Here is a 25,326-nt window from a genome sequence, read left to right on the forward strand (position 1 = left end):
CGCCATTTGTAGAAGCAGTACTGAACCGTCGAACACGGCGGAAAGTCCTTCGGCAGCGCACGCCATTGGCAACCGGCGGTCGCAATGTAGAGGATCGCATTCATGACCGCTCGCAGATTGATCTCACGGGGACGGCCGCGCCGGGATGGCGCAGGCATCAACGGTTCGATCAATTGCCACTCCGCATCCGTGGTGTCGCTTGCATAACGCAGTCCGTCGCGCCGATATTGACGTCGGGTGATTTCAGTCCAACACATGTTGTGCTCCCTCGAGTCTTCGCAAACACGAAGGAATCACAACGGGCTGGAATCACTCAACTTTCTTTTTTCGGTCAGGCTCTGAGGAGCTTGCGAAGCAAGCGTCTCGAAGGACGGCCGCGAGTCCCTGCGTTGCGGCCATCCTTCGAGACGCGCAAGGGCGCGCTCCTCAGGATGAGGCCTTCGAGACGCGCGCGATGCGCGCTCCTCCAGCGATAACGGCGAAGCCGTTACGCAGGGATGAGGTCGGATATATATTCGCAACCTCTCAGGATGAGGTTTTAAACGCTCATGTGAGGAGAGCGGCGACGCCGCGCGGCACGAACCATGAGGCCATTCGATCCGCGATCCAGTCCACCTGAATTCGCGCTAGGGGTTGAGTGCCCTTAGAATTTGTGCGGCGGCCCTGAAATCAACCAGCCGCGCGGCGCGGCGGGCCGCGACCTCTTCATCCACGCCCCACTTCTCGACGTTCCAGTCTTCGTCGACATGGGCGGCCGCCCAGACCTGATCGGGATCACGCGGTCCATGCAACAGCGCCAGCGCGAGCAGCGCCGAACCCGTCACTGTCGTGATCACGTGCAGCGCTGCGATCGACCAGGGATCGGAAGGGAATACCGCGCGGGCCGCCGCAATGGCCGCATCGGGCTGGCGGACATGCACGATTCCTTCGGCGAGAATGAAATGCGCGCCGAGCTCATTCGCGGCCCAGAACACGATGGGATCCCAGTGCGCGGCTTCGCGGGCGACCAGCGCCTCCGGATGTCCGGCGCGATAGAACAGGAGATCGGTCCCAAGATATTTGGCGATGTCATCGGCAACCGCATCGACGCGGTCGACCACGGCATCGACGACGCTGTTGGCAAACCTTGTCAGGGGCATCGTCAGGGGATCGATAGTCTCCTGCTGCGCATCCCATTCCGCGGCGATGGCGTCGGCGATCTCGCGGGTCGGCGCGACCACCGAACGGCCGGAAGGCGTGCGGATCGGCTTGTCATCGAGTGTTATGGCAAATCCGTCAGGCGATTCAACGACGCCGGCCTTGGCGTAAAACCGCTTGCGGCGCGGCGTGCGCGTCGCGCGCCGCACCGCCTCCTCCGGATCGAGCGGAGATTTTCCGGACGCTTCATCGAACAGTTCGCGCATTTGCGTTTCGACTTTTGTTGTCAGCGACGATTCACGCCGGAGTATGATAGGAATTTAGCGCAAATAAAGCGAGCCGTGATGGCAACGATGGTTGGACCGCGACGGCTGGATGATCGCGACGCCGACGGCCCGCATGTTTCATTGCCCATGTTTCTCGCTCAATACAGGAATTGAGCCGCAAGTAACAGAGGCCCAATCATCGGTTGGCGCAGGCGCGTGAATACGCTGCGCGCGCGCTCGGGCGAAGCCCGCTGGCTGCGGCTGCTTCCAGACACGTCGTCATCCGGTCGCTGAAAGAAGGCGGCGGTGGAGGCACATAACTCTGCAGCACCGGTGCGTCCATCTGCGGCACAACCGGCACCTCGATTTTGGGCGGCGGCGGAGGTGCCGGTATCGGCGGATTAAGGAGCGATCCGCCGCGCGGAATCACCTGCTGCGCATTCGCGGCGAGCAACACCGCCAAGACCGTACAGACAAAGATCGAAGATCGTTTCATGGAGGCTATGTCGTGATGCCCCGGGAGAACCGCAAGCTAACTAAATTATTCTTCAGGCGCGTGCTCGATCGGATCGAACCGGTCGGCCTCAAGACCAAGCAGGTTCCACGATTGCAGCATATGCGGCGGCAGCGGCGCGGTGGCATCGATCACGCCGCCGCGAGGATGCGGAATCACGATGCGGCGCGCCAGCAGATGCAGCCGGTTTTGCAAACCGCCCGGCAGCTGCCAGTTCTCCCGGTTGAAATATTTGGGATCGCCGATGATGGCGTGGTCGATATGCGCCATATGCGCGCGCAGCTGATGGGTCCGCCCCGTGACAGGTTTCAACGACACCCATGCGAGCTTCTGCGCGGACGTCTCCACCACGGCATAATAGGTCACGGCGTGGCTGGCGCCCTCGTCGCCATGCGCGGCAATGCGCATGATGGTGTCTTCCTCGCCCTCCTCCTTGGCGAGGTAGGTCGAGATGCGGCCCTGCTTCGGCTTCGGCACGCCCGCCACCAGCGCCCAGTAGATCTTGCGCGCCGAGCGATGGCGGAACGATCCGGTCAGCGCGGTCGCGGCGAAACGCGTTTTCGCGACCAGCAGGCAGCCCGCGGTGTCCTTGTCGAGCCGGTGTACCAGCCGCGGCTTCTGCCCCTTGGCGTCGCGCATCACTTCCAGCATCTGATCGATATGCCGCGTGGTGCCGGAGCCGCCCTGCACGGCGAGGCCGGCGGGCTTGTTCAGCACCATGACGTCGGCATCCTCGTACAGGATCATGTCCTTCAGCGCCTGAAGCGCCTTGGCGCCCGCTTCGGACAGGTGTCCTGCAACTTTTGGCGTATCCAGCTTCAGCGGCGGGATGCGGATGCTCTGTCCCTCCTCCAGCCGGTCCTTGCTGTCGGCGCGCTTGCCGTTGACGCGCAATTCGCCTTTGCGGACGATGCGCTGGATGTGGGAAAACGACAGGCCCGGAAACCGCGCTTCGAGAAAACGGTCGACGCGCATGTTGTTTTCGTCTGCCGTCACGACCACGGTCTGAACCTTTGTGGGGAGCGGCGGCGGCTCCGGCGCGACCTTCTCAGGCTCAGCGATGAAAGGTTTTGGCGCGCGGCTTGCCGATACCGGGAATCGGCCCGGCGGCTTGCCGCCAGCACGATGCACCGGCGGCCGCTCAACTACCGAGCCCCGGTAGGGGCGCGCGCCCTTGGGCCGATCGCCCGGCGCGCGGGACTTCGCCAGTGGTCTCTTGACGCGGCGGCTCATGTTGGTGCGGCTCCGAATTGACCCGGTGGGTAGCGCAAAAGCAGCGAATCGTCACGGCAAAATCGGTACAAATCCGGTGCGGGATCGGTCATCATTGGCTCAACAGCTCAGAAAACCAGGGGAAGCGGTCGGGGATGGCACTACCGAAATCAGCCTTGGCCGGGCTCGCAATATTGGTGGTGGCGATAACGGCCGCACGGGCGCAGCAAAGCCCGATGCCGGAGGAATTGGCCAGGAAGCTGCTCAAAATCGGCCGCATCATCGACCCGCCGAAGACCTTCGCGCTCTACGCGCCGCTGCAGCAAAAGGAACCGTATCACGGCGTCAAGGTCGAGCGGGATGTCAAATACGGCGCTGCCGATCGCAACCTGCTCGATGTCTTCATGCCGGAGACGGCTGCATCTCCCCGGCCGGTGCTGATCTATGTACATGCCGGTGCGTTCGTGGGGGGCAACAAGCGAACCACACCGACCAGCCCGTTCTATGACAACATCATGCTGTGGGCGGTGAAGAACGGCTTCGTGGGCGTCAACATCAACTATCGCCTCGCGCCGCAGGCCGCCTGGCCGGCGGGCGCCGAGGATATGGCCACCGCGGTTCAGTGGGTCACTGACAGGATCAGCGAGCGTGGCGGCAGTCCCGCGCGCATCTATCTGATGGGACATTCCGCCGGTGCGGTCCACGTGGCAAACTATGTGTCGCATCCCGAATTTCACAAAGTAAAAGGCGGCGGCCTGGCCGGGGCGATCATGGTCTCCGGCATTTACGACCTGACCGCGACACCGCTCGCCGATAACCAGCGCGCCTATTTCGGCGCCGATCCCGCGCGCTACGCGGAGCGCTCCTCGCTGCAGGGGTTGGCGACGACCGACATCCCGCTGATGCTGGTTGCCGCCCAACTGGATCCGGCCGGCTTCGTGCTGCAATTCGATCTCGGGAAGCAGGCCACCTGCAAGCGAGCGAGCGGATGCGCCCGCGCGATCCTGTTGCCGCAGCACAGTCATATGTCGGAGGTGTATTCGATCAACACCGCGGACACGCGCCTGACCGACGAGATTCTCGACTTCGTCAAGTCAGGTAAATAGAGGCTTCGAGACGGGAGCGTTTTCTTGATGCGAACCGATCTCCACTTCGCTTGAAAACGCTTTAACCACGCTCCCGGCGCAGCTTCGCCCAGTACTCCAGCCGCTTGCGAATCTCGCGCTCGAAGCCGCGATCCGGCGGATCATAAAAGGTCTGGCGGCCCAGCGCTTCCGGGAAATAGTCTTGTCCGGAGAATGCTTCCGCCGTGTCGTGATCGTATTCGTAGCCGCTGCCATAGCCTTCCGATTTCATCAATTTGGTCGGCGAGTTCAGGATATGCTTCGGCGGCAGCAGCGAACCGCCCTCTCTTGCGGCGCGCATCGCCGCGCTAAACGCCTTGTAGGCGGCGTTGGATTTCGGCGCAGTCGCGAGATAGATCACCGCTTGCGCGATCGCGAGTTCGCCCTCCGGATGGCCGAGAAAGTCGAAGGCATCCTTCGCGGCGTTGGCGACAACCAGCGCCTGTGGATCGGCCAGACCGATGTCCTCGACCGCCATGCGGACCACGCGCCGCGCCAGAAACAACGGGTCTTCGCCAGCGTCCATCATGCGCGCGAGATAATACAATGCCGCGTCAGGATCGGAGCCGCGCACCGATTTATGCAGCGCCGAGATCAGATTGTAATGGCCGTCGGCGGACTTGTCGTAGATCGGCGCACGGCGCTGCAGAATGTCCTGCAGCTGCTCCGCATTGAAGGTTTCGCCTTGGCGCGCCGCGCGCCAGACCTCCTCCGCAAGCGTCAGCGCGGCGCGCCCATCGCCGTCGGCCATACGCACCAGCACGGCGCGGGCTTCAGCGTCGAGCGGCAGCCTTTTGCCCTCGATCTTTTCGGCATGGACGAACAGCTTTTCGATGGCGGCCGGGTCGAGCGAATGAAACACCAGGACACGCGCCCGCGACAGTAGCGCTGCGTTGAGCTCGAACGAGGGATTTTCGGTAGTGGCGCCGACCAGCACCACGGTGCCGTCTTCCATCACGGGCAGAAACGAATCCTGCTGCGCGCGATTGAAACGATGCACCTCGTCGACGAACAGCAGCGTCCCCTTGCCGGTCTCGCGCCGCGCCCGCGCCGCGTCGAACGCCTTCTTCAAATCGGCAACTCCGGAAAACACTGCCGAAATCTGCTCGAAATGCAGTTCGGTGGCATCCGCCAACAGCCGCGCCACCGTGGTCTTGCCGGTGCCCGGCGGTCCCCAGAAGATCAGCGAACCCAGCGTGCGCGTCGCCAGCATCCGCGTCAGCGCGCCGTCCGGCCCGAGGATATGATCCTGCCCGACGACATCCGACAGCGTGCGCGGGCGCAATTTGTCGGGAAGCGGATGCGGCGCATCCTGCTCCATCCCCGCGGCGGCGAACAGGGTTGCAGCGTCGCGTGGTCGCTTCGGACTCATCCGCCGAGCGTGACGTTGATCCGCTGGCCGCCCCGCACCACGGTGATGCGCCAGAAACGGGCAGATTCGCGCGTCGCTTTTTCGAGATCGGTGGTCTTGGCGATTTTCTGATTGTTCACCGCCAGGATGATGTCGCCTTTCTGGAATCCGACGTTGGCAGCCATTCCGCCGTCGGCGAGGTCAGTCACCACGACGCCCTCGGTGTCGGCATCCAGATGCAGCTCGTCAGCGACCGCAGGCGAGATGTTCGCCACCTTGGCACCCTGGAAAGGCGAGCGTGTCGTCAACACGATTTCGTTGCGGTCGGTATCCGGCGCGGTTTCAAGCGGCACCGTCAGCTTGATCGCTCTTACCCCGCGCTGCACATCGACCTGCGAGGTGCCGCCGAGCGGGCGCGTCGCGAAGCGATAGTCAAAGCCGTTGGGATCGTCGATCGTCTGCCCATCGACCGCCAGGATCAAATCGGACGACTTCAGCCCTGCCCGGGCCGCCGGACTGTTCGGAACGACATTGGCGACCAGCGCACCGGAGGGAATGCGAAGCCCGAGAGTCTCGGCGATCTCCGGCGTCACGACCTGCAGCCGCGCGCCAAGCCACGGCCGTTTCACGGCCTTGCCGCCGCTCTTGGCGGAAGCGACGACGACGCGCACCATATTGGCGGGAATCGCAAAGCCGATGCCCTGCGATCCGCCGGAGCGTGAGAAGATCGCGGTATTGACGCCCACCAGCCTGCCGGTCATGTCGACCAGTGCCCCGCCGGAATTGCCGGGGTTGATCGCGGCATCGGTCTGAATGAAGAACTGGTAGTCGGTGATCCCGACCTGCGTGCGCGCCAAAGCCGAGATGATGCCATGCGTCACGGTCTGGCCGACACCGAAGGGATTGCCGATCGCCAGCACGACGTCGCCGACGAGCAACTCGTCGGAGTTGGCAAAATCAAGCGTTGCGAATTTCTCCTTGCCATCCTTGATCCGCAGCACCGCCAGATCAGTGCGGCTGTCCTTGAGCACGATCTCGGCCTCGAATTCACGCTTGTCGGAGAGCGAAATCTTGACCTGATCGGCGCCCTCGATGACGTGGTTGTTGGTCACGACCAGGCCCGACGGATCCACCATCACGCCCGAGCCCAGCGAGCGCTGCATCTGTTCCGGCTGCTGGCCGGGTACGCCGAAGAAACGGCGGAAGATCGGATCGTCGAGCAGCGGATTGCGATTTTGCACGACCTTGGCGGCGTAGACGTTGACCACGGCCGGCTGCACGCGCTGCACGATCGGCGCATAGGATAGCTTGAGCTCCGTCGGCGAGACCGGCACGCGCCGGTCCTGCCCGGCCGCGTCGTCGACGGTGCCTGCCAGGGCACCGACACATAGCAGGATGGTAGCGGCGGTTAAGGATCTGAGCATCTAAACCTCTTCAGGAAAGCTGCTGGAATATAGCGCTTCGGCCAGCCAATAGAAGAGCGGTTTCAAAGGGATCCATGGCCTCCACGTCGAAGGGGTTATATTGATGTGCCCGAAACGCACGACGAATCGCGCGGCTCCCACAAGCATCATCTTGATGGAGCGCGCTTCTCCTTAAGGTGATGCCAACGAATATCGCCGCTGGCGATCAAGATGGCGCAAGATCGCGGGAAGATACAGGTGGGTCTGTGCGCGCACACCGAAGTCGCGGCCCGAACTGGCTTTGATCGGGATGATCGCCTCCACTGCGACCTGGAGATAGCGGCTCACCCAGATGACGCCGGATTGATCGTGCCGGTCGTCCTGCCGCGTTCGGCTGAGTGGCGTCTGCATTACGAATTCAACCAGCGGGAGAGTTATTGGAGGCAGAAATCAGTGTGGCACAGCGGCCACAGGAATGAGATTTCTTCCCTATAGATGCCGGACGTAGCTTGTCAGGCAACCGGCATCAGATCAAAATAATCATACTCAGGAAATTGCTCGCAGTGGTTCATGTCGCTGGAGCTATCTCATGACCAAGCTCCGTATTTGCACGGGAATAGTTCTCGCAATTGCCGGCGCCTCATGCGCGGTGGATGTACGGGCCGCCGACATCACGCCAACGAAGGCGCCACCGGCCGCGGCGGCTTCCGCGCCCAAGCCATGCACCGACGGTTGGGGCTTTATTGCCACCGACTGTCAGCTGACTTGGGGGGGCATCACGGTCTACGGCACGGTTGACTATGGGTTCGGCTGGCAGAGCCACGGCGCGCCGTGGGATATGCAATCCGCTGTCACAGCCTCATACTTAGTCCAGAAACAGAACAACAGGGCGGTTTTTGGCGCTGCAGCCAACGCGTTGACCAATTCATTCATTGGAATCAAAGGAACTGAGCCGATCGGCGGGGACGTCTCTGTTGTCTTTGCTCTGGACGCTGGGTTCGACCCGTATTCCTTGCGGCTCTCCGATGGACCGGGATCGGTTGCCGCGAACGCCGGCATCCCCCAAAACCTGAACACTGCCTACTCCGATTCAAGCCGGGCGGGCCAGTGGTACAATGGCGTAGGTTACGTCGGCGTCAGTTCTCCGACGTATGGCACCTTTACCGTTTTCCGACAAAACTCGCTGACCCTGGACGCTGTCTTCGACTACGATCCGTTCAGCGCCTCTTACGGCTTCTCACCGATCGGCTTCCAGGGAATAACCTGCGGCGGCGGCAATACCGAAAACTGTAGAAACTCGACGTCGCTGAAATATCGGGTCAATGTCGGTCCATTCCGGGCGGCGGCGTTGTGGCAGTTCGGTGGCTACGCCCAGAACAACGCCTCCAATGGCGCATACCAGTTCCAGGCCGGTGGCGATATCCGGACCGGGGGCAAAGGCGTGCTCTCGGTCGACGCAATTTACAGCTTTGTCCGAGATTCCGTGGCGCTCTCACTTGGACCGGGAAGCAACGACGCCAATGGGGTGCCGATACCCCCGTTCTTGCCGCAGCCGCTCACGGCGACGATCTCTAACAATGAAGCCGTGATGTTTGTGGCCAAATACACGGACGGACCGCTGAAGCTATACGCTGGCTACGAGCACATCCGGTACGGGGCGCCTAGCAATCCGCAAACCGCTTTCACCGATATCTCGGGAGACTTTCTTTGCCAGAACTGCCAAGCATTCAACAATACGACCATTAACAATACAGCCTTCGGCGTGAACGGTCTTGGCAACAGGATCATGCAGATCATGTGGGTGGGGGCCAAGTACGCTGTTACCGAAAATCTGGATGTGATCGGCGGCTACTACCATTATATCCAGAATTCGTTCTTCGGCACCCCTGCCGGGGGACCTGCCCCCTGTTTCGGCCGTGAGCACTCGCAATGCGCCGGGACGTTCGATGCGATCTCCGCTGCTGTAGATTGGCGGTTTGCACCAAAGTGGGATACCTATTTCGGGGTCATGTTCACGCAAGTGAGTGGCGGATTGGCCAACGGCTTTCTCCAGCGCAACAACATCGCTCCGACGGTCGGATTGCGGTTCCGCTTCTGAATCCTTCGAGCTGCGAAGATATGCGGTTGAAGAGCTCCGAAGACGACAGCATCGAGACGCGCGGCCGCCTGTATGCGTTCGGCAAGCGCGAGCAATCTCGTGCCGCGTTGGGCCGCGGCGCGGAACCGAAGCACTCGCGTCGCGAGCACATCCTCATTGCCGCGTTCTGAACGCGATCGGCCATCTGCCGGAGCGGTACACGGCGTCCCGGCTTTTCCGGAATGTCATAAGCTTCGCGGGCCGCGGCCGGCTCTCCGACAACCGGCACCCGATCCGAGCCTTGCAATTGCCGAGCTTGCGGGACAAGTATCCTCCTGCAAGCTGCGAACGCAATGGAGCACGAGAATGAAGGCGGTCGGCTACAAGAAGTCCCTTCCGGTCGATGCCGCGGATGCCTTGATCGATTTCGAGACCGCAAAACCGGAGCCGCGGGGCCGCGACATCCGTGTCGCCGTGAAGGCGATTTCAGTTAATCCGGTTGATTACAAAGTACGCAAGCGCGCCGCGCCGCCCGAGGGCGAAACCAAGATTCTCGGCTACGATGCCGCCGGCGTGGTGGATGCCGTCGGCCCTGATGTCACGCTCTTCAAGTCCGGCGACGAGGTTTTCTATGCCGGCTCGATCCAGCGGCAAGGCACCAGCGCGGAATTTCATCTGGTCGACGAGCGTATCGTCGGCCGCAAGCCGAAGACGCTTTCATTCACGCAAGCCGCCGCACTCCCCCTCACCTCGATTACCGCCTGGGAGTTGCTGTTCGATCGCCTCGGCGCGGTGCCCGGCAAGAGCCTCGATCCGCGCACGCTCTTGATCATCGGGGGCGCCGGCGGCGTCGGTTCGATTCTGATCCAGCTCGCCCGCCGCCTCACCGGTCTGACGGTGGTGGCGACGGCATCCCGGCCCGACACGCAAAAATGGTGTCTCGATCTCGGCGCCCATGCCGTGATCGATCACTCGAAGCCGATGAAGGAGCAGATCGAGAAGCTGAAACTGCCGCCGGTGGCGCTGATCGCAAGCCTCACCAACACCGACCAGCATTACAAGGCGCTGGCGGAGGTCATCGCGCCTCAGGGGAAATACGGACTGATCGACGATCCCCCGGAATTCAACGTCAGCGTTTTCAAGGGCAAGGCGGTCTCGATCCATTGGGAATCGATGTTCACCCGTTCATCATTCCAGACGCCGGACATGATCGGCCAGCACTACCTGCTGAACGACGTCGCCGACCTCATCGACAAGGGCGTGCTGCGTACGACACTCGACCAGACGTTTGGGACCATCAACGCCGCCAACCTGAAGCGGGCCCACGCGTTGCTCGAATCCGGCAAGTCGCGCGGCAAGATCGTGCTGGAGGGGTGGTAGGCGAAAGAGACCGCACTGCTGTCGTTTCGAGAAGCGAAGCGACGAAGCAATCCAGCTTTCTGTGCTGCCGCTGCATGGATTGCTTCGCGGAGCCTGTCATCGGGCGCGCGTTCGCGGGACCCGTTGGCTCGCAATGACGACGTCAAGCATCTACTGTCTCACGCAATGGTCGGGATCAGTCCGCCTTCCACGCGCAGCGCAGCGCCATTGGTCGCCGATGCCTCTTTCGAACTGACATAGACCACCATATTGGCGATCTCCTCGACGCTGGCGAAGCGCTGGATTATCGAACCCGCGCGGTGCTGCTTGATGAACAAGGATGCCGCCTCGGCCGGCGATTGACCGTTCTGCCTGCCGAGTTCGGCCACAAAGGTTTCGACGCCGTCGGTCATGGTTGGTCCCGGCATCACCGAATTGACGGTCACGGCTGTGCCTCGGGTCAATTCGGCGAGGCCGCGCGAGACCGAGAGCTGCGCGGTCTTGGTCACGCCGTAGTGGATCATCTCCTTGGGAATCAACAGCGCCGACTCAGACGCGATGAAAACGATGCGGCCCCAGTTGCGCTTCAGCATGCCTTGCATGTAGGCGCGCGACAGGCGGATGCCGGACATTACGTTGACGTCGAAGAGACGCACCCAGTCCTCATCGGGAATATCGAAGAAGCCCTTCGGCTCGAAGATCCCGACATTGTTGATGAGGACATCGACATCCGGCAGCGTCTCGACCAGCGTCTGACATCCCGCCGCGGTCGAGACGTCGGCGGCGATGCCCCTGACCTTGGTTCCGGGCGCCGCCTTGGTGATCGCGGCGACGGCCGCGTCTACCTTCGACTGGGTCCGGCCATTGATCACGACGGCCGCCCCCGCCGAGGCGAGGCCTTTTGCAATCGCATGGCCAATGCCGGAGGTGGAGCCCGTCACCAGGGCGGTCTTTCCCGAGAGGTCGATTTTCATGAAATATCTCCATCAATGATGACGGAGATATCAGGAACGGCGAGCGCGACCGCAATCGGCGATCACTGGTCGGTGATGCCCAATAAAAAAGCGGCGCCCGAAGGCGCCGCTCTCTAAACCGAAATCGAGGTGGCTTACGCCGCTTCCACAGCCTTCTCCTCCACCGGACCGGAATCGAGGCCCTTGGCATCGACGTCGCGGTCGACGAATTCGATCACGGCCATCGGCGCGTTGTCGCCGTAACGAAAGCCGGCCTTGATGATGCGGGTATAGCCGCCCTGGCGGTCCTTGTAGCGAGTGGCGATGACGTCGAACAGCTTGCGGACCTGATCCTGGTCGCGCATCTCGGAGATCGCCTGGCGGCGCATCGAGAGGCCGCCCTTCTTGCCGAGCGTGACCAGCTTCTCGACGATCGGCCGCAGTTCCTTGGCCTTCGGCAGCGTGGTGACGATCTGCTCGTGCTTGATCAGCGCCGCGCACATATTGGCGAACATCGCACGCCGATGCTCGGCGGTGCGGTTGAGCTTCCGATGAACCTTGCCGTGACGCATTTTATAATCCTCGATACTTGTTCTGTCGCGACGGCTCGTCGGACACGTTGCAGGAGGGCCGCCTGCGTTCGCCCAAAATCGTGTGGCCGGGACATCTAGCGAGCCCGGCCACCACAATCATCGTTCAATCAATAGTGGTCTTCGAAGCGTTTGGCCAACTCGTCGATATTCTCCGGCGGCCAGCCCGGCACTTCCATTCCGAGGTGCAGACCCATCTGGGCCAGCACTTCCTTGATCTCGTTCAGGGACTTGCGGCCGAAGTTCGGGGTACGGAGCATTTCCGCTTCCGACTTCTGCACGAGGTCGCCGATGTAGACGATGTTGTCGTTCTTCAGGCAGTTCGCCGAACGTACCGACAATTCGAGCTCGTCGACCTTCTTGAGGAACGCCGGGTTGAACGCGAGATCGGGAATGATCTCCTGCGCCACTTCCTTGCGCGGCTCTTCGAAGTTCACGAACACGTTGAGCTGGTCCTGCAGGATGCGGGCGGCATAGGCCACTGCATCATCCGGTGAGATCGCGCCGTTGGTCTCGATGGTCATGGTCAGCTTGTCGTAATCGAGGATCTGGCCCTCGCGGGTGTTCTCGACCTTGTAGGAGACCTTGCGCACCGGCGAGAACAGGCTGTCGACCGGGATCAGGCCGATCGGCGCGTCCTCGGGACGGTTGCGCTCGGCGGCGACGTAGCCCTTGCCGGCGGCGACGGTGAATTCCATGCGGATTTCCGCGCCCTCGTCGAGGGTGCAGATCTGCAGGTCGGGATTGAGCACCACGACGTCGCCTACGGTCTGGATGTCGCCGGCGGTGACGACGCCCGGACCCTGCTTCTTCACGACCATGCGCTTGGGGCCTTCGCCCTGCATCTTGATCGAGATGTCCTTGATGTTCAGCACGATGTCGGTGACGTCCTCGCGAACGCCCGCGATCGAGGAGAACTCGTGCAGCACGCCGTCGATATGCACCGACTGCACCGCCGAGCCTTGCAGCGAGGAGAGCAGGATGCGGCGCAACGCGTTGCCGAGCGTCTGGCCAAAGCCGCGCTCGAGCGGTTCTGCGACCAGGGTCGCAAAGCGGCTCGGGTCGGTCCCCGGCGTTACATGGAGTTTGTTCGGCCGGATAAGTTCTTGCCAATTTTTCTGAATCGTCACTGTTTCACCCATACAGGCCAGTCAATTTGCCATCTAAATTACTGGCGTTGGAGATCGCGGATCACTCCGCGCCTTAAATTTCCTCAAAACCGTCGCAGGCGGACGAGCCGCCCGCTCTCGAACGTCAGACCCGCCGGCGCTTGCGCGGACGGCAACCATTGTGCGGGATCGTCGTCACGTCGCGGATCGATGTGACGGTGAAGCCCGCAGCCTGCAGCGCACGAAGCGCCGATTCGCGGCCCGAACCCGGACCGGCAACCTCAACCTCCAGCGTGCGCATGCCGTGTTCCTGCGCTTTCTTGGAGACGTCTTCCGCCGCGACCTGCGCCGCGTAAGGAGTCGATTTGCGCGAACCCTTGAAGCCCATCGTGCCCGCCGACGACCAGGCAATGGTGTTGCCCTGCGCGTCGGTGATGGTGATGGTCGTGTTGTTGAAGGACGAATTCACGTGCGCGATGCCGGACGCGATGTTCTTGCGCTCGCGGCGGCGGACGCGGGTGGCTTCCTTGCCCATTCCAAAACCTTTCTCAACGATCTCAACGCCGCCGTAATGCCAGCGGCTACACCTGACGGGCGAGTAGTGATTGGCGAATAGCGAATAGTAAGGCTAAGCCCCTACTCACCATTCGCCATTCGCTATTCACCAAATTACTTCTTCTTGCCGGCGATCGACTTGGCCGGACCCTTGCGCGTACGCGCGTTGGTGTGGGTACGCTGGCCACGCACCGGCAATCCACGGCGATGGCGCAGGCCGCGATAGCAGCCGAGGTCCATCAAACGCTTGATGTTCATGCCGGTCTCACGGCGCAGGTCGCCTTCGACGATATAGTCGCGGTCGATCACTTCGCGGATTTGCAGCACTTCCTGATCGCTCAGCTGCGCGACGCGGCGATCATCGGGAATTTTGACCTTCTGCAAAATATCGGCCGCATTCCTTTGGCCGATGCCATGGATGTACTGAAGCGCGATCAGCACGCGCTTGTTGGTCGGGATATTCACGCCGGCAATACGGGCCACGGACTTCTCTCCTGTCGTCGATCCCTCGCGGATCGGCTGTTTTTTAGCTATCTCGGGCAGGTGTCCGCAAACGCGAACACGACGCCCTCCCCTTGGTGATCTCGGGGCCCGGCATCGTCTGAAAACTATCCGACTTGGATACGGGCTTATTAAAGGATTCAACTTGGTTTCGTCAACCGTCTCTATGCTTTAGCTCGCTTTTTCGTGACCTTTTTGGCCGCTTTCGTGGTCTTTCTGCCGCCGGCCGCCTTGGAACTCGCGGCAGCCTTCCGAATCGGCTTTTTGGACCCCTTGGAAACCATTTTCCCGCCCTTCCGGGAAGCTTTGGCGGCCTTTCTGGGGGCCCTACGGGCCTTTGATGCCTTTCCGCCAGCCAAACGGGCACTCTTGGCCGTCGGCTTGGCGGCACCAGGCTTACTGGACGCCTTGGCCTCCACCGCGCCGATCGCGGCGAGAATGCGGGTAATTTCGCGGGTGACATGTTCGATGGTCATCATGCCGTCGAGCGTCAGCAGCTTGCGGCGCTCCGAATAGTAGTGAATCAGCGGCTCGGTCAGCGCGCGGTAGCTCGCCAGCCGCTTCGTCAGCACCTCCGGGGTATCGTCTATGCGCACTTCCTCGCCCCGCGCCCGCATCTCCGCGACCCGGCTTTCGACACGCTGCAGCAGTGCGCTTTCGTTGACGCGAAGCTCGATCACGGCGTCGAGCCGCATTCGCTTCTTCTTCAAAAGCTCATCCAGCGCCTCGGCCTGCGGCACGGTGCGCGGAAAGCCGTCGAGGATAAAACCCTTCGCCGCGTCCGGCTGATCGAGTCGATCGGAAATGATTCCAATCACGATGTCATCCGGCACCAGACCGCCGCTGGCCATGACGTCCTTGGCCTTGAGGCCGACCGCGGTTTGCGCCGCCACTGCGGCGCGCAGCATTTCGCCGGTCGAGAGTTGGATAATGCCATAGCGCTGGACCAGCCGCTGGGCCTGCGTTCCCTTGCCCGACCCCGGCGGCCCGAGAAGAATCAGTCTCATCCGTATTCGCCCCCGGCTCGGTGAGCGAGCGACCGCGCACCTGCATATCAAATCCAACAACAGCGCCAACCACAATCAGCGCCGAGCGCAGAAGGCGAAAGCGTGCAACGCGTCGGTTAAAGCGTCAGCGGCGACGCCCCCTCAATTTCGACTTCCGGATCAGCCCTTCATACTGATGGGCGAGCAGATAACCCTGAACCTGGGCCACCGTATCCATGGTCACGCTGACGACGATCAACAGCGACGTTCCGCCAAAGTAGAACGGCACCGAGGCGTAAGAAATAAGAATTTCGGGGATCAGGCAGACAATCGCGAGGTAGACCGCGCCAAGCACCGTGATGCGCGAAAGCACGTAGTCGATGTATTCGGCCGTTCGCTCGCCGGGGCGAATGCCCGGAATGAAGCCGCCATGCTTCTTGAGATTGTCGGCGGTCTCGGTGGGGTTGAACACGATCGCGGTATAAAAGAACGCGAAGAACACGATCAGCGCCAAATAAAGAATCAAAAACAGCGGACGGCCGTGGCTGAGCTGGGTATTGATCCACTGGAACCACTCCGGCCCGCTGCCGGCGTTGAAATTTGCCACCGTGGTCGGCAGCAGCAGCAGCGAGGAAGCGAAGATCGGCGGAATCACGCCTGATGTATTCAGTTTCAGCGGCAGATGCGAGGACTGGCCTTCGAACATCTTGTTGCCGACCTGGCGCTTCGGATACTGGATCAAAAGCCGCCGCTGCGCGCGCTCCATGAACACGATGAAGGCGATCACCGCAACCGCCATCACGATGACCACCAGAATGAGTCCGGTGGACAGCGCGCCCTGGCGGCCGAGTTCCAGCATGCTGGCAAGCGCCGAGGGCAACTCCGCGACGATGCCGGCGAGAATGATCAGCGAAATTCCGTTGCCGATGCCGCGCGAGGTGATCTGCTCGCCGAGCCACATCAGGAACATGGTGCCGCCGGTCAGGGTGATCGCGGTGGAGAGACGGAAGAACAGCCCGGGCTCGCTGACGACGTTACCGGCGCCCTCCAGCCCGACCGCGATGCCGTAGGACTGGAACGCGGCCAGGATTACCGTGAGATAGCGGGTGTACTGATTCAGCGTCTTGCGGCCGGCCTCGCCTTCCTTCTTCAGCGCCTCGAGCTGCGGCGACACCGTGGTCAACAGCTGAATGATAATCGAGGCCGAAATATACGGCATGATGTTCAGCGCAAAGATCGCCATGCGGTGAATGCCGCCGCCAGCGAACATGTTGAACATGCCGAGGATGCCGCCGGCCTGGGAGCGGAATACCTGTTCCCAGATGTTGGGATCGATCCCGGGCAGCGGGATGTAAGTGCCAAGCCGATAGACAAGCAGCGCACCCAGTGTGAACCAGATGCGCTTTTTCAGTTCCTCGGCTTTTCCGAGCGCCGAGAAATTGAGGTTTGCCGCCAGTTGTTCCGCTGCTGAGACCATGTTTGGCTTTCTCCCGCCGCCCTTGCGCTGTCATGCCCCGCGCGGGACATTCAGCAGACGCCGGACATTATTTGGTGCTCGGCTTCGATAAGTCCAACGTCCTGTCGTGCAGACTGCCCGCATGCTGCGGGCGATGACGCAGATGTTACGCCGCCTCGCCTTCGTCCTTCTTTGCCGGCGCCAGGATCTTCACCGTGCCGCCCGCCTTCTCGACCGCCGCAATGGCGGACTTTGAGGCGCCGTGAACCTCGATATTCAGCTTGGCCTTGAGTTCGCCGCGGCCGAGCAGCCGCACGCCATCTTTCGAACGTCGCAGAACGCGGGACTTCACCAGCGATTCGGCGTTGATGGTTTCCTTGGCGTCGAGCAGCTTGGCGTCGATCGCCTGCTGAATGCGATCGAGGTTGATCTCGGCAAACTCGAGCCGGAAAATGTTGTTGAAGCCGCGCTTCGGCAGCCGCCGATGCAGCGGCATCTGGCCGCCCTCAAAGCCCTTGATGCGCACACCGGAGCGCGCGGTCTGGCCCTTGCCGCCGCGGCCCGCCGTCTTGCCCTTGCCGGAGCCGATGCCACGGCCGACGCGCATGCGCTTTTTGCGCGAGCCGGCATTGTCGGCGATATCGCTGAGCTTCATCGTTCGCTTCCTTTACCTTTGGAGCATGATCCTGACCGAAAACCGGTTCCCGGTTTTCGGAAACCATGCTCCATCTTATTTCTCGTCGACGATGCGGACGAGGTGTTGCACCTTGGCGATCATGCCGCGAACCGCAGGCGTATCCTGCAGCTCGGTGACCCGGCCGATCTTGTTAAGCTTGAGGCCGATCAGCGTCTCCCGCTGCGAGTGGTGGCGGCGGATCGCGCTGCCGGTCTGCTCGACCTTGATCATCTTTGCGGCCTTGGCCATCGTCCTGAACTCCGAAAGTCTTTAGTTTGGCATGATCTATTCGGAAAACCGGTACCCACTTTTCCGGATCATGCCGTTGTTTATTCAGCCACCGCTTCGGCATCGCCGCCGACGCGGCGCGACTGCAGCGTGGACACCTTGATGTTGCGGCGCGCCGCGACCGACCGCGGCGAATCCTGATGCTTCAGCGCATCGAACGTCGCACGAACCATGTTGTAGGGGTTCGACGAGCCGATCGACTTCGCCACCACGTCCTGGATGCCGAGCGTCTCGAACACCGCACGCATCGGGCCGCCCGCGATGATGCCGGTACCCGCCGGCGCCGCACGCAGATAAACCCGGCCGGCGCCGTGACGGCCGGCGATATCGTGATGCAGCGTGCGGCCTTCGCGCAACGCGACGCGCGTCAGGTTGCGCTTTGCCGATTCCGTGGCCTTGCGGATCGCCTCGGGGACCTCGCGTGCCTTGCCGTGGCCGAATCCGACCCGGCCTTTCTGATCGCCGATCACGACCAGGGCCGCAAAACCGAAGCGCTTGCCGCCCTTGACGACCTTCGCCACACGATTGATGTGGACGAGCTTGTCGACGAACTCGCTGTCGCGCTCTTCCCGGCCGCCCCTGTGGCCGCCACCGCGTTCGCGTTCACCTGCCATGGTGTTTTCCGATCCTTAAAAGACTTGCCTTGAGAGGCGTTCGCCTCTGCTCTTGTATCCGTCCGATTCCGTTTAGAAGCTCAACCCGCTCTCGCGCGCCGCATCGGCGAGCGCCTTGACGCGGCCGTGATAGAGATAGCTGCCGCGATCGAACACCACTTCCGTGACGCCGTTCTTCACCGCGCGCTCCGCCAGGAGCTTGCCGACCGCCTTGGCCGCGTCGATGTTCGCCCCGGTGTTGCCGCTCTCGCGCATCGCCTTCTCCAGCGAAGACGCCGACGCCAAAGTCTCGCCTTTCAGGTCGTCGATGACCTGCGCGTAGATGTGCTTCGACGAGCGGAAAACCGACAAACGCGGGCGGCCGCCCCCGGAACGGCGCAACGACAACCTTACGCGTTGCTTGCGCCGGGCATTCGTAATCTTGAGTCTCGACATGACCGGCTCCGTTACTTCTTCTTGCCTTCCTTGCGGAAGATGAATTCGTCGGCGTATTTCACGCCCTTGCCCTTATAGGGCTCCGGCGGACGGTAGCTGCGAATCTCAGCGGCGACCTGGCCGACACGCTGGGAATCGTTGCCGTTGATGATGATCTCGGTCGGCTTCGGCACCGTGATCGCGATGCCTTCCGGGATCGCGTAGACCACGTCGTGGCTGTAGCCGAGCGCGAGCTGCAGGTTCTTGCCCTGCAGCGCGGCGCGGTAACCAACGCCGGTGATCTCGAGCTTCTTCTCAAAGCCCTTGGTGACGCCATTGACCAGGTTCGCGACCTGCGCACGCGCGGTGCCGTACATCGCCTGCGCGCGGTTGGTCTTGACGCGCGGCGCGACCTTGACCTCGCCGTTTTCGAACTTCACCTCGACGTCGTCATGCACGACGAACTGAAGCTGGCCTTTCGGCCCCTTCATTTTGACGGTCTGCCCTTCGACGGTCGCGGTAACCCCCGACGGAACCGTCACAGGCCGCTTGCCAATTCGTGACATGGTTTAAGTCCCTTCCTCAGAACACCGTGAAGAGAACTTCGCCGCCCACATTCGCGTCGCGCGCTTCGTGGTCAGCCATAATTCCCTTGGGTGTCGATAACACCGAAATTCCGAGACCGTTGTTCACGCGCGGCAGGTTCTTCACCGAGGCATAAACTCGCCGCCCCGGCTTCGATACCCGCTCGATCTCGCGAATCACCGGCTCGCCGTCGAAATACTTCAGCTCGATCTCAAGCTCACTGCGGCCAGAGGCGTGCTCGACGCTGGCGTAGCCGCGGATGTAACCCTCGGTCTTGAGCACCTCGAGCACATTGGCGCGCATCTTCGAGCCCGGGGTCGAGACCTTGGGCTTGGCGCGCATCTGCGCGTTGCGGATGCGGGTGATGAGATCGCTGATCGGATCGTGTGTTGACATGTCCGACCCTCCTTACCAGCTCGACTTCACGAGCCCGGGAACCAGGCCCTTGGAGCCGAGTTCACGCAGCGCGATGCGGCTGAGCTTGTTCTTGCGATAATTCGAGCGCGGACGCCCGGTAATTTCGCAGCGATTGCGGATGCGGGTCGCCGACGAATTGCGCGGAAGCTCGGCAAGCTTCAGCGTCGCCGCAAACCGCTCTTCCATCGGCTTCTTCTTGTCGGCGATGATCGCCTTCAGCTTCGCGCGCTTTGGCGCGGCGTTCTTGGTCATCCGCTTGCGCCGGTTGTTCTTTTCGATCGAACTCTTCTTTGCCATGCTTGGCTCCTGGGTTTCCGCGTTTGAGAGGCTGGTCAGCGTCTCACTGCCGGAACGGGAAATTGAATGCGGTCAACAATGCTCGCGCTTCGTCGTCGGTGCGCGCCGTGGTGCATACCGTGACATCCATGCCCCACGTTTCCCCGGCCTTGTCGAAGTCGATTTCGGGGAAAATGATGTGCTCCTTGATGCCGAGCGAGTAATTGCCGCCGCCATCGAAGCTCTTCGGGTTAAGGCCGCGGAAGTCGCGCACGCGCGGCAGGGCGACGTTCACCAGACGATCGATGAACTCGTACATCTTGGCCTTGCGCAGCGTGACCTTGCAGCCGATCGGCTGGTTTTCACGCAGCTTGAAGGTCGCAATCGCGACGCGCGAATAGGTGACGACAGCCTTCTGGCCGGCGATCAGCGACAGATCGGCGGCAGCCGTTTCCGCCTTCTTGCGGTCGTTGACCGCCTCGCCGATGCCCATGTTGAGCACGACCTTGTCCAGGCGCGGCACCTGCATGATGTTGGCATAGCCGAACTGTTCGGTCAGCTTGCCGCGGATGCTCTGGTCATATTCCGCGCGCAGGCGCGGGGTGTATGCGGTCTCAGCCATCGATCTCTGCTCCCGAGCGCTTGGCGATGCGTACCTTCTTGCCATCCGCCTGAATCTTGAAACCAACGCGGGTCGGCTTGCCGTCCTTGCCGACGATCGCGATGTTGGACAGGTGGATCGGCGACTCCTTCGAGATGATGCCGCCCTCCTGCGCCTGGCTCTGCTTCTGGTGACGCTTGATCATGTTGACGCCGCGGACCAGCGCCTTGTTGGCGTCGGGACGCACCTCGAACACCTCGCCGGTACGGCCCTTGTCGCGCCCGTTCAGCACGATGACCTTGTCACCCTTCCGGATCTTGGCAGCCATCACAGCACCTCCGGCGCGAGCGAAATGATCTTCATGTGGTTCTTGGCGCGCAGCTCGCGCGGCACCGGCCCGAAGATGCGGGTGCCGACCGGCTCCGACTGATTGTTGATCAGCACGGCGGCGTTGCGGTCGAAGCGGATGACGGAACCATCGGCGCGGCGGATGTCCTTGCGGACCCGGACCACGACGGCCTTCATCACGTCGCCCTTCTTCACCTTGCCGCGCGGGATCGCTTCCTTGATCGACACGACAATGACGTCGCCCACGGTGGCATAGCGGCGCTTGGAGCCCCCAAGCACCTTGATGCACATGACACGGCGTGCGCCTGAATTATCGGCCACGTCGAGGTTGGTCTGCATCTGAATCATTGATGCACCTCGTCCTCTTTCTGATGCGCAAAGTTGCGCCTAAAATTTCCTGAACTTCGTCGGCGGCGCCGAATTGAGGTCAGGCGGTTTTCGTCTGGTCGCCCCGGACCACGGTCCAGCGCTTCAACTTCGAGATCGGCTTGCTTTCCTCGATCCACACCATGTCACCCGGCTTGAACTCGTTGTTCTCGTCGTGCGCGTGATAATTTTTCGAGCGGCGAATCGTCTTCTTGTAGATCGGATGGGTGAAGCGGCGATCGACGCGCACCACAACCGTCTTGGCTTGCTTGTCGCTGACGACCACGCCTTGAAGCGTACGTTTCGGCATTTTAAGCCCCTTACTTCTTCTTCGCGCGCTGCTGCGCGGCGATGGTCTTGATGCGGGCGATATCGCGGCGGGCTTCACGCAGCCGCGAGGTGTTCTCCAACTGCCCGGTGGCGCGCTGGAAACGCAGGTTGAAGCGCTCCTTCTTCAGATTGAGGACGGCGTCGTCCATCTGATCGGGGCTCATCGCGCGGATATCGGCGGTTTTCATCTCGGCCATGACCACTTCCTCACTCCGCGATACGCGCTACGAAGCGCGTCTTGATCGGCAACTTGGCGGCGGCGAGCGTCAGCGCTTCTTTCGCGGTCTGCACGGTGACGCCGTCGATTTCGAAAATCACGCGGCCGGGCTTCACCCGCGCCACCCACAATTCCGGCGTACCCTTGCCGGAGCCCATGCGCACTTCGGCGGGCTTCTTCGACACGGGCACGTCCGGGAAGATGCGGATCCAGACGCGGCCGGCACGCTTCATGTGACGGGTCAGCGCGCGGCGCGCGGCTTCGATCTGGCGTGCGGTGATGCGCTCGGGCTCCATCGCTTTCAGACCGAAGTGACCGAACGACAACGTCGCGCCCGAAGTCGCAACGCCGTGGATCCGGCCCTTATGCGCCTTCCGGAACTTTGTCTTCTTTGGTTGCATCATGGCTTACGCCCTCAAACCTTCTCAAAAATCGCTTAAGCAGCGTCGCGACGGGGCCGCGAAGTCTCGCCCTCGGCCACCTTCTTGTCCTGGGCCATCGGATCGTGCTCGAGGATCTCGCCCTTGAAGATCCAGACCTTGACGCCGCAGGTGCCGAACGTGGTGAATGCGGTAGCTACCCCGTAATCGATGTCGGCGCGCAGCGTGTGCAGCGGCACGCGCCCCTCGCGATACCACTCCATGCGCGCGATTTCGGCGCCGCCGAGACGGCCCGAGCAGTTGATACGAATGCCTTCGGCGCCGAGGCGCATCGCCGACTGCACCGCGCGCTTCATCGCGCGGCGGAACGCGACGCGGCGCTCAAGCTGCTGCGCGATCGATTCGGCGACCAGCGTGGCGTCGAGCTCGGGCTTGCGGATCTCGACGATGTTGATGACGACGTCGGAGGCGGTAATGTCGGCAACGCGCTTGCGCAGCTTGTCGATATCGGCGCCCTTCTTGCCGATCACGACACCGGGACGCGCCGAGTGGATCGTCACGCGGCACTTCTTGTGCGGACGCTCGATCACGATCCTGGCGACCGCCGCCTGCTTCAGTTCCTTGTGCAGGATCTCGCGGATTTTGACATCCTCGTGCAGCAGCTTGCCGTATTCGTTCTTGCCGGCGAACCAACGGGAATCCCACGTCCGGTTGATGCCGAGACGCAGTCCGATTGGATTGATCTTCTGACCCATCGTTTTCTCCCGCGCCCTGTTTAAGCGCTCGCCTCGACCTGACGAACAACGATCGTCAGTTGCGAAAATGGTTTAAAGATACGGCCCGAGCGGCCACGGCCGCGCGGTGCGAAACGCTTCATCACGATGCCATTGCCGACATGCGCCTCCGCGACGATCAAATCGTCGACGTCGAGATCGTGATTGTTCTCGGCGTTGGCGATCGCCGATTCCAGGCACTTCTTGACGTCGACCGCGATCCGCTTGCGCGAAAACTGCAGATCGGCGAGCGCGGCCGAAGCCTTCCTGCCGCGAATCAATTGCGCGACAAGGTTAAGCTTCTGCGGGCTCACCCGCAGCATCCGGGCAATCGCCTTGGCCTCGTTGTCCGGGAGGCTCCGTTCGCGCTTTGGTTTGCTCATCGCTTAAGTCCTCAAGCCTTCTTGGCTTTCTTGTCGCCAGAATGGCCGTGGAAGGTCCGGGTCGGCGAGAACTCGCCGAACTTGTGACCCACCATTTCCTCGTTGACCGATACCGGCACATGCTTCTGGCCGTTGTAGACGCCGAACACCAAACCGACGAACTGCGGCAGGATGGTCGAGCGGCGGCTCCAGATCTTGATCACGTCATGACGGCCGGACGCGCGTGCGGCATCTGCCTTCTTGAGCAGAGAGCCTTCAACGAACGGGCCTTTCCAGACTGAACGAACCATGTCCGGCGTTCCTTACTTCTTCCGCTTGTGGCGGCTGATGAGAATGAATCTGTTGGTCGATTTGTTCGAGCGGGTCTTCTTGCCCTTGGTCGGCTTGCCCCACGGGGTCACCGGATGACGGCCGCCCGAGGTGCGGCCTTCGCCGCCGCCATGCGGATGGTCGACCGGGTTCATGGAGACGCCGCGGTTATGAGGCTTGCGGCCGAGCCAGCGATTGCGACCGGCCTTGCCGATCGAGATATTCATGTGGTCCGGGTTGGACACCGCGCCGATGGTGCCGGTGCAGCGGCCGTGAACCAGGCGCTGCTCGCCCGAATTCAAGCGAACGATCACGTAGTCTTGGTCGCGGCCGACGAGCTGGGCGTAGGTGCCGGCGGAACGCGCGAGCTGACCGCCCTTGCCGATCTTCAGTTCCACATTGTGGATGATGGTGCCGATCGGCATGTTGCCGAGCGGCATGACGTTGCCCGGCTTCACGTCGACATAGTTGCCGGCGATCACGGTGTCGCCGACGGCGAGACGCTGCGGCGCCAGGATGTAGGCTTGAGTACCGTCGGTATATTTCAACAGCGCGATAAAGGCGGTGCGGTTCGGATCGTATTCCAGGCGCTCGACGGTCGCCGGCATATCGACCTTGGTGCGCTTGAAATCGACGATGCGATACGACTGCTTGTGGCCGCCGCCGCGAAAACGCACGACCATGCGGCCGGTGTTGTTACGACCGCCACTGGATTGCTTGCCTTCGGTCAACGCCTTGACCGACTTGCCCTTGTAGAGCGCCGAACGATCGACCATCACCAGCTGGCGCTGGCCTGGCGTCGTGGGGTTGAATGTTTTCAATGCCATCGTCGTATCGCCTTATAGCCCGGTGGTAACGTCGATGCGGTGGCCCTCTTCGAGGGTCACGATCGCGCGCTTGACGTCCGACTGCGAACCGAAAGTGCCGCGGAAGACCTTGGTCTTGCCCTTGCGCACCAGCGTATTCACGCTCTTCACCTTGACGTCGAACAGCTTCTCGACCGCTTCCTTGATTTGCGGCTTGGTCGCCTTGCTCGCGACCTTGAACAGAACCTTGTTGTGCTCGGAGGCAAGCGTGGCCTTTTCCGTCACAACCGGAGAAACGATGATGTCGTAGTAGCGCGGGTCGATATTCTTCATTTGAAGCGCGCCTCCAACGCATCGAGCGCCGCCTTGGTCAGCACCAATTTCTGGCGGCGCAGAATGTCATAGACGTTGATGCCCTGGATCGGCAGCACGTCGATATTCGGGATATTGCGGGCCGCCGCGGCGAAGCCGTTATGGACTTCGGCGCCGTCGATGATCAGCGCATTGGTCAGGCCGAGACCCGAAAAGTGTCCGACCAGCGCCTTGGTCTTGGCGGCATCGAGCGTTGCCGATTCGATCACGATCAGGCCGCCGTCTTTTGCCTTGGCCGAGAGCGCATGGCGCAGCGCCAGCGCACGGACCTTCTTCGGCAGCGCAAAGGCGTGCGAGCGCACCACCGGGCCGAAAGCACGGCCGCCGCCGCGGAACTGCGGCACACGGGCCGAGCCGTGACGCGCACCGCCGGTGCCCTTCTGCTTGTACATCTTCTTGCCGGTGCGCCAGACATCGGCGCGGCCCTGGGTCTTGTGAGTCCCGGCCTGACGCTTGGCGAGCTGCCAGTTGACGCAGCGCTGGATGATGTCCTTGCGCGGCTCGAGACCGAAAATCTCGTCGGAAAGCTGAACCGAGCCAGCCTCTTTGCCTTCAAGGGTTGTGACTTTCAATTCCAT

Annotated in this window: 37 protein-coding genes; 4 read left to right on the plus strand and 33 right to left on the minus strand. The window is 61.9% G+C overall.

Annotated elements, in window-relative coordinates; genetic code table 11:
• The 4 genes from N554_RS0116820 to N554_RS0116840 form a co-directional block, all read right to left on the minus strand.
• Nucleotides 1–257: transposase (locus N554_RS0116820; protein WP_029584621.1), on the minus strand; the 257-nt coding region annotated here is incomplete at its 3' end.
• A gap of 369 nt (nucleotides 258–626) precedes the next feature.
• Entirely contained in the window at nucleotides 627–1,403 is a 777-nt protein-coding gene (locus N554_RS0116825) for an ATP12 family chaperone protein (RefSeq protein ID WP_029584531.1), read from the minus strand.
• 196 nt (nucleotides 1,404–1,599) lie between these two features.
• Nucleotides 1,600–1,899, minus strand: a complete 300-nt coding sequence (locus N554_RS0116835) for a hypothetical protein (RefSeq protein ID WP_029584532.1) — start codon at nucleotides 1,897–1,899, stop codon at nucleotides 1,600–1,602.
• A gap of 45 nt (nucleotides 1,900–1,944) precedes the next feature.
• The gene (locus tag N554_RS0116840; RefSeq protein ID WP_029584533.1) at nucleotides 1,945–3,150 is read right to left on the minus strand and encodes an RluA family pseudouridine synthase; all 1,206 of its coding nucleotides are present in this window, start codon (nucleotides 3,148–3,150) and stop codon (nucleotides 1,945–1,947) included.
• A gap of 134 nt (nucleotides 3,151–3,284) precedes the next feature.
• Here N554_RS0116840 and N554_RS0116845 point away from each other — a divergent pair, with 134 nt between their 5' ends.
• Nucleotides 3,285–4,235 carry an alpha/beta hydrolase gene (locus tag N554_RS0116845; protein WP_029584534.1) on the plus strand — a complete coding sequence of 317 codons (951 nt, stop codon included), beginning with the start codon at nucleotides 3,285–3,287 and terminating at the stop codon, nucleotides 4,233–4,235.
• 61 nt (nucleotides 4,236–4,296) lie between these two features.
• Here the strand turns inward: N554_RS0116845 and N554_RS0116850 are convergent, their stop codons facing one another.
• From N554_RS0116850 to N554_RS0116865, 3 genes are all read right to left on the minus strand, one after another.
• Complete coding sequence (locus N554_RS0116850) at nucleotides 4,297–5,625, minus strand: replication-associated recombination protein A (RefSeq protein ID WP_029584535.1); 1,329 nt, start codon at nucleotides 5,623–5,625, stop codon at nucleotides 4,297–4,299.
• Nucleotides 5,622–7,028 (minus strand): DegQ family serine endoprotease, encoded by a 1,407-nt coding sequence (locus N554_RS0116855; protein ID WP_029584536.1) that lies wholly within the window; start codon nucleotides 7,026–7,028, stop codon nucleotides 5,622–5,624. The genes N554_RS0116850 and N554_RS0116855 overlap by 4 nt, the downstream gene beginning before the upstream one ends.
• Before the next feature lie 171 nt (nucleotides 7,029–7,199).
• On the minus strand, nucleotides 7,200–7,418 hold the full coding sequence (locus N554_RS0116865) for a hypothetical protein (protein WP_029584537.1): 219 nt from the start codon (nucleotides 7,416–7,418) through the stop codon (nucleotides 7,200–7,202).
• Between the two features lie 178 nt (nucleotides 7,419–7,596).
• On the opposite strand from N554_RS0116865, the gene N554_RS0116870 reads away from it, so the two are divergent.
• From N554_RS0116870 to N554_RS0116880, 3 genes are all read left to right on the plus strand, one after another.
• Nucleotides 7,597–9,105 carry a porin gene (locus N554_RS0116870; protein WP_051677530.1) on the plus strand — a complete coding sequence of 503 codons (1,509 nt, stop codon included), beginning with the start codon at nucleotides 7,597–7,599 and terminating at the stop codon, nucleotides 9,103–9,105.
• A 26-nt stretch (nucleotides 9,106–9,131) separates the two neighbouring features.
• Nucleotides 9,132–9,275 carry a hypothetical protein gene (locus N554_RS40025; protein ID WP_156041960.1) on the plus strand — a complete coding sequence of 48 codons (144 nt, stop codon included), beginning with the start codon at nucleotides 9,132–9,134 and terminating at the stop codon, nucleotides 9,273–9,275.
• Nucleotides 9,276–9,450: 175 nt separating this feature from the next.
• Nucleotides 9,451–10,464 carry a zinc-binding alcohol dehydrogenase family protein gene (locus N554_RS0116880; RefSeq protein ID WP_029584539.1) on the plus strand — a complete coding sequence of 338 codons (1,014 nt, stop codon included), beginning with the start codon at nucleotides 9,451–9,453 and terminating at the stop codon, nucleotides 10,462–10,464.
• A 158-nt stretch (nucleotides 10,465–10,622) separates the two neighbouring features.
• Here the strand turns inward: N554_RS0116880 and N554_RS0116885 are convergent, their stop codons facing one another.
• The 26 genes from N554_RS0116885 to rplD form a co-directional block, all read right to left on the minus strand.
• The gene (locus N554_RS0116885) at nucleotides 10,623–11,417 is read right to left on the minus strand and encodes an SDR family NAD(P)-dependent oxidoreductase (protein ID WP_029584540.1); all 795 of its coding nucleotides are present in this window, start codon (nucleotides 11,415–11,417) and stop codon (nucleotides 10,623–10,625) included.
• 134 nt (nucleotides 11,418–11,551) lie between these two features.
• On the minus strand, nucleotides 11,552–11,968 hold the full coding sequence (rplQ, locus tag N554_RS0116895; protein WP_029584541.1) for a 50S ribosomal protein L17: 417 nt from the start codon (nucleotides 11,966–11,968) through the stop codon (nucleotides 11,552–11,554).
• A gap of 128 nt (nucleotides 11,969–12,096) precedes the next feature.
• Nucleotides 12,097–13,128 (minus strand): DNA-directed RNA polymerase subunit alpha, encoded by a 1,032-nt coding sequence (locus tag N554_RS0116900; protein ID WP_029584542.1) that lies wholly within the window; start codon nucleotides 13,126–13,128, stop codon nucleotides 12,097–12,099.
• 112 nt (nucleotides 13,129–13,240) lie between these two features.
• Nucleotides 13,241–13,630, minus strand: coding sequence for a 30S ribosomal protein S11 (gene rpsK, locus N554_RS0116905; protein ID WP_006021048.1), 390 nt, complete (start codon nucleotides 13,628–13,630; stop codon nucleotides 13,241–13,243).
• A gap of 134 nt (nucleotides 13,631–13,764) precedes the next feature.
• Nucleotides 13,765–14,133 carry a 30S ribosomal protein S13 gene (gene rpsM, locus N554_RS0116910; protein WP_029584543.1) on the minus strand — a complete coding sequence of 123 codons (369 nt, stop codon included), beginning with the start codon at nucleotides 14,131–14,133 and terminating at the stop codon, nucleotides 13,765–13,767.
• A gap of 182 nt (nucleotides 14,134–14,315) precedes the next feature.
• On the minus strand, nucleotides 14,316–15,158 hold the full coding sequence (locus N554_RS0116915; protein ID WP_029584544.1) for an adenylate kinase: 843 nt from the start codon (nucleotides 15,156–15,158) through the stop codon (nucleotides 14,316–14,318).
• A gap of 124 nt (nucleotides 15,159–15,282) precedes the next feature.
• Nucleotides 15,283–16,614 carry a preprotein translocase subunit SecY gene (gene secY / locus N554_RS0116920; RefSeq protein WP_029584545.1) on the minus strand — a complete coding sequence of 444 codons (1,332 nt, stop codon included), beginning with the start codon at nucleotides 16,612–16,614 and terminating at the stop codon, nucleotides 15,283–15,285.
• Nucleotides 16,615–16,759: 145 nt separating this feature from the next.
• The gene (gene rplO, locus N554_RS0116925; RefSeq protein WP_029584546.1) at nucleotides 16,760–17,248 is read right to left on the minus strand and encodes a 50S ribosomal protein L15; all 489 of its coding nucleotides are present in this window, start codon (nucleotides 17,246–17,248) and stop codon (nucleotides 16,760–16,762) included.
• Between the two features lie 75 nt (nucleotides 17,249–17,323).
• The gene (rpmD, locus tag N554_RS0116930) at nucleotides 17,324–17,518 is read right to left on the minus strand and encodes a 50S ribosomal protein L30 (RefSeq protein WP_029584547.1); all 195 of its coding nucleotides are present in this window, start codon (nucleotides 17,516–17,518) and stop codon (nucleotides 17,324–17,326) included.
• A gap of 80 nt (nucleotides 17,519–17,598) precedes the next feature.
• Nucleotides 17,599–18,171: a 30S ribosomal protein S5 gene (gene rpsE / locus N554_RS0116935; protein WP_029584548.1), complete on the minus strand. Its 573-nt coding sequence runs from the start codon at nucleotides 18,169–18,171 to the stop codon at nucleotides 17,599–17,601.
• A gap of 72 nt (nucleotides 18,172–18,243) precedes the next feature.
• Entirely contained in the window at nucleotides 18,244–18,606 is a 363-nt protein-coding gene (gene rplR, locus N554_RS0116940; RefSeq protein ID WP_029584549.1) for a 50S ribosomal protein L18, read from the minus strand.
• A gap of 11 nt (nucleotides 18,607–18,617) precedes the next feature.
• Nucleotides 18,618–19,151, minus strand: a complete 534-nt coding sequence (rplF, locus tag N554_RS0116945; RefSeq protein ID WP_029584550.1) for a 50S ribosomal protein L6 — start codon at nucleotides 19,149–19,151, stop codon at nucleotides 18,618–18,620.
• A 16-nt stretch (nucleotides 19,152–19,167) separates the two neighbouring features.
• Nucleotides 19,168–19,566, minus strand: a complete 399-nt coding sequence (gene rpsH / locus N554_RS0116950) for a 30S ribosomal protein S8 (protein ID WP_029584551.1) — start codon at nucleotides 19,564–19,566, stop codon at nucleotides 19,168–19,170.
• Nucleotides 19,567–19,578: 12 nt separating this feature from the next.
• The gene (rpsN, locus tag N554_RS0116955) at nucleotides 19,579–19,884 is read right to left on the minus strand and encodes a 30S ribosomal protein S14 (RefSeq protein WP_029584552.1); all 306 of its coding nucleotides are present in this window, start codon (nucleotides 19,882–19,884) and stop codon (nucleotides 19,579–19,581) included.
• A gap of 43 nt (nucleotides 19,885–19,927) precedes the next feature.
• Nucleotides 19,928–20,485, minus strand: coding sequence for a 50S ribosomal protein L5 (gene rplE, locus N554_RS0116960; RefSeq protein ID WP_029584553.1), 558 nt, complete (start codon nucleotides 20,483–20,485; stop codon nucleotides 19,928–19,930).
• A complete protein-coding gene (gene rplX, locus N554_RS0116965) occupies nucleotides 20,478–20,792 on the minus strand; it encodes a 50S ribosomal protein L24 (protein ID WP_029584554.1) in 315 nt (104 codons plus the stop codon). Before rplX ends, rplE begins: the two co-directional genes overlap by 8 nt.
• Nucleotides 20,792–21,160: a 50S ribosomal protein L14 gene (rplN, locus tag N554_RS0116970; RefSeq protein ID WP_011473865.1), complete on the minus strand. Its 369-nt coding sequence runs from the start codon at nucleotides 21,158–21,160 to the stop codon at nucleotides 20,792–20,794. Before rplN ends, rplX begins: the two co-directional genes overlap by 1 nt.
• Nucleotides 21,161–21,239: 79 nt before the next feature.
• Nucleotides 21,240–21,488, minus strand: coding sequence for a 30S ribosomal protein S17 (rpsQ, locus tag N554_RS0116975; protein WP_029584555.1), 249 nt, complete (start codon nucleotides 21,486–21,488; stop codon nucleotides 21,240–21,242).
• A 10-nt stretch (nucleotides 21,489–21,498) separates the two neighbouring features.
• Nucleotides 21,499–21,705 (minus strand): 50S ribosomal protein L29, encoded by a 207-nt coding sequence (rpmC, locus tag N554_RS0116980; protein ID WP_029584556.1) that lies wholly within the window; start codon nucleotides 21,703–21,705, stop codon nucleotides 21,499–21,501.
• 10 nt (nucleotides 21,706–21,715) lie between these two features.
• Complete coding sequence (gene rplP, locus N554_RS0116985; protein ID WP_029584557.1) at nucleotides 21,716–22,129, minus strand: 50S ribosomal protein L16; 414 nt, start codon at nucleotides 22,127–22,129, stop codon at nucleotides 21,716–21,718.
• A gap of 32 nt (nucleotides 22,130–22,161) precedes the next feature.
• Complete coding sequence (rpsC, locus tag N554_RS0116990) at nucleotides 22,162–22,860, minus strand: 30S ribosomal protein S3 (protein ID WP_029584558.1); 699 nt, start codon at nucleotides 22,858–22,860, stop codon at nucleotides 22,162–22,164.
• Between the two features lie 20 nt (nucleotides 22,861–22,880).
• Nucleotides 22,881–23,261 (minus strand): 50S ribosomal protein L22, encoded by a 381-nt coding sequence (rplV, locus tag N554_RS0116995; protein WP_036053429.1) that lies wholly within the window; start codon nucleotides 23,259–23,261, stop codon nucleotides 22,881–22,883.
• Between the two features lie 11 nt (nucleotides 23,262–23,272).
• Complete coding sequence (gene rpsS, locus N554_RS0117000; protein ID WP_027536815.1) at nucleotides 23,273–23,551, minus strand: 30S ribosomal protein S19; 279 nt, start codon at nucleotides 23,549–23,551, stop codon at nucleotides 23,273–23,275.
• 12 nt (nucleotides 23,552–23,563) lie between these two features.
• On the minus strand, nucleotides 23,564–24,397 hold the full coding sequence (gene rplB, locus N554_RS0117005) for a 50S ribosomal protein L2 (protein ID WP_029584560.1): 834 nt from the start codon (nucleotides 24,395–24,397) through the stop codon (nucleotides 23,564–23,566).
• Between the two features lie 12 nt (nucleotides 24,398–24,409).
• Nucleotides 24,410–24,709, minus strand: a complete 300-nt coding sequence (locus N554_RS0117010; RefSeq protein ID WP_029584561.1) for a 50S ribosomal protein L23 — start codon at nucleotides 24,707–24,709, stop codon at nucleotides 24,410–24,412.
• Entirely contained in the window at nucleotides 24,706–25,326 is a 621-nt protein-coding gene (gene rplD, locus N554_RS0117015; protein ID WP_029584562.1) for a 50S ribosomal protein L4, read from the minus strand. Before rplD ends, N554_RS0117010 begins: the two co-directional genes overlap by 4 nt.

Source organism: Bradyrhizobium sp. URHD0069 (assembly GCF_000701345.1).
In the GTDB taxonomy this organism is placed as follows: Bacteria; Pseudomonadota; Alphaproteobacteria; order Rhizobiales; family Xanthobacteraceae; genus Bradyrhizobium.

What these genes read in the sequence shown, in the direction of transcription:
- rplP (WP_029584557.1), bottom strand. Translation starts at nt 22,129, where the DNA reads ATGATGCAACCAAAGAAGACAAAGTTCCGGAAGGCGCATAAGGGCCGG.
- rpmC (WP_029584556.1), bottom strand. Translation starts at nt 21,705, where the DNA reads ATGGCCGAGATGAAAACCGCCGATATCCGCGCGATGAGCCCCGATCAG.
- N554_RS0116840 (WP_029584533.1), bottom strand. Translation starts at nt 3,150, where the DNA reads ATGAGCCGCCGCGTCAAGAGACCACTGGCGAAGTCCCGCGCGCCGGGC.
- N554_RS0116915 (WP_029584544.1), bottom strand. Translation starts at nt 15,158, where the DNA reads ATGAGACTGATTCTTCTCGGGCCGCCGGGGTCGGGCAAGGGAACGCAG.
- rplO (WP_029584546.1), bottom strand. Translation starts at nt 17,248, where the DNA reads ATGAAGCTCAGCGATATCGCCGACAATGCCGGCTCGCGCAAAAAGCGC.
- rpsN (WP_029584552.1), bottom strand. Translation starts at nt 19,884, where the DNA reads ATGGCAAAGAAGAGTTCGATCGAAAAGAACAACCGGCGCAAGCGGATG.
- rpsQ (WP_029584555.1), bottom strand. Translation starts at nt 21,488, where the DNA reads ATGCCGAAACGTACGCTTCAAGGCGTGGTCGTCAGCGACAAGCAAGCC.
- N554_RS0116900 (WP_029584542.1), bottom strand. Translation starts at nt 13,128, where the DNA reads ATGGGTGAAACAGTGACGATTCAGAAAAATTGGCAAGAACTTATCCGG.
- rplN (WP_011473865.1), bottom strand. Translation starts at nt 21,160, where the DNA reads ATGATTCAGATGCAGACCAACCTCGACGTGGCCGATAATTCAGGCGCA.
- rplV (WP_036053429.1), bottom strand. Translation starts at nt 23,261, where the DNA reads ATGAGCAAACCAAAGCGCGAACGGAGCCTCCCGGACAACGAGGCCAAG.
- N554_RS0116845 (WP_029584534.1), top strand. Translation starts at nt 3,285, where the DNA reads ATGGCACTACCGAAATCAGCCTTGGCCGGGCTCGCAATATTGGTGGTG.
- N554_RS0117010 (WP_029584561.1), bottom strand. Translation starts at nt 24,709, where the DNA reads ATGAAGAATATCGACCCGCGCTACTACGACATCATCGTTTCTCCGGTT.
- N554_RS0116880 (WP_029584539.1), top strand. Translation starts at nt 9,451, where the DNA reads ATGAAGGCGGTCGGCTACAAGAAGTCCCTTCCGGTCGATGCCGCGGAT.
- rpmD (WP_029584547.1), bottom strand. Translation starts at nt 17,518, where the DNA reads ATGGCCAAGGCCGCAAAGATGATCAAGGTCGAGCAGACCGGCAGCGCG.
- N554_RS0116850 (WP_029584535.1), bottom strand. Translation starts at nt 5,625, where the DNA reads ATGAGTCCGAAGCGACCACGCGACGCTGCAACCCTGTTCGCCGCCGCG.
- secY (WP_029584545.1), bottom strand. Translation starts at nt 16,614, where the DNA reads ATGGTCTCAGCAGCGGAACAACTGGCGGCAAACCTCAATTTCTCGGCG.
- N554_RS0116835 (WP_029584532.1), bottom strand. Translation starts at nt 1,899, where the DNA reads ATGAAACGATCTTCGATCTTTGTCTGTACGGTCTTGGCGGTGTTGCTC.
- rplF (WP_029584550.1), bottom strand. Translation starts at nt 19,151, where the DNA reads ATGTCACGAATTGGCAAGCGGCCTGTGACGGTTCCGTCGGGGGTTACC.
- rplE (WP_029584553.1), bottom strand. Translation starts at nt 20,485, where the DNA reads ATGGCTGAGACCGCATACACCCCGCGCCTGCGCGCGGAATATGACCAG.
- rpsE (WP_029584548.1), bottom strand. Translation starts at nt 18,171, where the DNA reads ATGGCAGGTGAACGCGAACGCGGTGGCGGCCACAGGGGCGGCCGGGAA.
- N554_RS0116870 (WP_051677530.1), top strand. Translation starts at nt 7,597, where the DNA reads ATGACCAAGCTCCGTATTTGCACGGGAATAGTTCTCGCAATTGCCGGC.
- rpsC (WP_029584558.1), bottom strand. Translation starts at nt 22,860, where the DNA reads ATGGGTCAGAAGATCAATCCAATCGGACTGCGTCTCGGCATCAACCGG.
- rpsS (WP_027536815.1), bottom strand. Translation starts at nt 23,551, where the DNA reads ATGGTTCGTTCAGTCTGGAAAGGCCCGTTCGTTGAAGGCTCTCTGCTC.
- rplQ (WP_029584541.1), bottom strand. Translation starts at nt 11,968, where the DNA reads ATGCGTCACGGCAAGGTTCATCGGAAGCTCAACCGCACCGCCGAGCAT.
- N554_RS0116855 (WP_029584536.1), bottom strand. Translation starts at nt 7,028, where the DNA reads ATGCTCAGATCCTTAACCGCCGCTACCATCCTGCTATGTGTCGGTGCC.
- rpsK (WP_006021048.1), bottom strand. Translation starts at nt 13,630, where the DNA reads ATGGGCAAGGAAGCCACCCGCGTCCGCCGCCGCGAGCGCAAGAACATC.
- rplB (WP_029584560.1), bottom strand. Translation starts at nt 24,397, where the DNA reads ATGGCATTGAAAACATTCAACCCCACGACGCCAGGCCAGCGCCAGCTG.
- rplD (WP_029584562.1), bottom strand. Translation starts at nt 25,326, where the DNA reads ATGGAATTGAAAGTCACAACCCTTGAAGGCAAAGAGGCTGGCTCGGTT.
- rpsH (WP_029584551.1), bottom strand. Translation starts at nt 19,566, where the DNA reads ATGTCAACACACGATCCGATCAGCGATCTCATCACCCGCATCCGCAAC.
- rplX (WP_029584554.1), bottom strand. Translation starts at nt 20,792, where the DNA reads ATGGCTGCCAAGATCCGGAAGGGTGACAAGGTCATCGTGCTGAACGGG.
- N554_RS0116865 (WP_029584537.1), bottom strand. Translation starts at nt 7,418, where the DNA reads ATGCAGACGCCACTCAGCCGAACGCGGCAGGACGACCGGCACGATCAA.
- N554_RS0116825 (WP_029584531.1), bottom strand. Translation starts at nt 1,403, where the DNA reads ATGCGCGAACTGTTCGATGAAGCGTCCGGAAAATCTCCGCTCGATCCG.
- rplR (WP_029584549.1), bottom strand. Translation starts at nt 18,606, where the DNA reads ATGTCGAGACTCAAGATTACGAATGCCCGGCGCAAGCAACGCGTAAGG.
- N554_RS0116885 (WP_029584540.1), bottom strand. Translation starts at nt 11,417, where the DNA reads ATGAAAATCGACCTCTCGGGAAAGACCGCCCTGGTGACGGGCTCCACC.